Source organism: Methylobacterium aquaticum (assembly GCF_001043915.1).
Classification (GTDB): domain Bacteria; phylum Pseudomonadota; class Alphaproteobacteria; order Rhizobiales; family Beijerinckiaceae; genus Methylobacterium; species Methylobacterium aquaticum.
Window position 1 is genome coordinate 1 of sequence record NZ_LABX01000235.1, and the last position, 2032, is coordinate 2032.

Below are 2032 nucleotides of genomic sequence, written 5' to 3' on the forward strand. Positions count from 1 at the left end.
CAGCTTCAACTCGGGCCAGCGCCGCTACGTCGCCGCCTTCACGCAGGCCGGCACCGCCGTGACCGTGCAGGCGCCGCCCAGCGCCAACGTCGCGCCTCCCGGCTACTACCAGCTCGTCGCGATCGACCAGAAGGGCGTGCCCTCGCCGGGCGTGATCGTGGCGCTCGGCAACGGCGTCGCGGCGCCGAGCCAGGTTTCAGCCCCGGGCGTGGTGACCTCCGCGGGTGGCGGTCAGACCGGCGGCGGCCAGACCGGTGGCGGCACGGCCGGCGGCGGCACCGGCGGGGGCGCGGGGGGCACGAATGCCGGCGCGGGAACGAGCGGCACCGGCACGGCAGTGAGCCTGCAATCGAGCAACTACACGGCGAGCTATCTCACCAACGTCAACGGCGCGGCGAAGCTCGTGACCCCAGCCAATGCCGGCGACAAGCAGCAGGCGACGTTCCGGCAGGTCGCCGGGCTCGCTGGCCAGGGCGTGTCGTTCCAGGCGAGCACCAATGCCGGCCAGTACCTGCGGCACCAGAACTTCCAGATCTTCCAGCAGGCCAACGACGGCGGCGACATCTTCAAGCGCGGCGCGACCTTCCTCCCGCGCACCGGGCTCGCCGGCACCTGCGGCTGCAACACCGGACCTTGCACGTCCTACGAGTCGATCGACTGGCCCGGCTACTACCTGCGCCACGCGAACTTCACGTTCTATATCGCCAAGCCGGATGGCAGCGACCTGTTCAAGCAGGATGCCTCGTTCTGCCCGGCAAACGGCCTGACCGCCACGACCTCGGTGCTGAAGGCGTCGCATTCGGGGCTGTGCCTGTCGATCGCTTCCGGCGACGGCAGCGACGGCGGCATCGTCTCGCAGCAGGCCTGCACCGGCGTGCCGGAACAGACCTGGACCGCGACGCCGGGCAATGGCGGCATCGCCTACGTCAACAAGGCCTCGGGCAAGTGCCTCGACCTGAGCCTGCTCAAGCCCCCGGCGGCGCCCGGCACGCCGATCACGCAATGGACCTGCAACGGCGGCACCAACCAAGCCTGGACGCTGCGGCCCCAGAACGCCGGCAACGCCCTCGTGTCCGTCAATAACGGGGGCCTCTGCGTCGACGTCTGGAACGCCTCGACGCAGCCCGGCGCGGTGACGGCGGCCTGGACCTGCCACGGCGGGGCCAACCAGACCTTCCTGTCGCAATAGGCCCGCCTCGTCCAAGCGAGCTGGTCGCCCGCGGACGACCGGCAGCCCTTCCTCCCCGACACCGGCGCCCAGGGGCTTCCCCAGCCCCTGGGCGCCGACAGAAACATCCTCCGAACCTTAGGGAAGCATCGACATCATGACCGCCCCGACCACGGCCGGGCGACGCGCGTCCTTGCGCGACGCCGCCCTCCTCTCCGCGACCATCCTGGGCACAGGCCTCCTCTCCCCGGCCCATGCCGCGCAGTTCGGCGTGGTGGTGAATCAGGTCGCCGATCCGGTTCTGTCCGGCGTGGCCCTCCCCGACAATGCGCCGATGACCGGTGTGTTCTCGGGCGTGCAGAACTGGCCGATGAACGCCATCACCCTCGGCCTGCTGCCGAGCGGCAAGGTCGCGTCCTACGGTACGCCGGGCGGAAACCCGGGCGCCCAGGACGGCCGCACCTTCGACATCTGGGACCCGACGCAAGGCATCGGCACCGGCCACATCACCCTGCCGGGGATTGCGGGCGTCAACAGCTTCTGCGCCGCGCAGACGTTCCGGACCGACGGGTCGTTGTTCATCGCCGGCGGCATCTTCGACAACGGCAGCGACAAGGGCAGCGTCGTCCTCAACCGGACCGGCACCGGCGTGTCGGCCATCAATGCCAAGCTGGCCAACGACCGCTACTACTCGACCATGCTGACGCTGCCCAACGGCCAGCAGCTCATCATGGGCGGCTCCTATCCCTATCAGGGCGGCTGGGGCGACCCGCAGGGCAGCATCGACAAGGGCCTGATGACCGGGATGACCCCGGAGATCTTCGACGGCAACGGCTGGCGCAGCCTGTTCGGCGCCAAGAGCCG

1 protein-coding gene and 1 pseudogene are annotated in these 2032 nt (G+C 70.2%); both read left to right on the forward strand.

What is annotated here, in order from left to right:
* Positions 1-1189: AbfB domain-containing protein (locus tag VP06_RS26405; RefSeq protein WP_048466788.1), on the forward strand; the 1189-nt coding region annotated here is incomplete at its 5' end.
* 136 nt (positions 1190-1325) lie between these two features.
* Positions 1326-2032, forward strand: a pseudogene (locus VP06_RS26410) (galactose oxidase-like domain-containing protein); the annotation flags it as partial.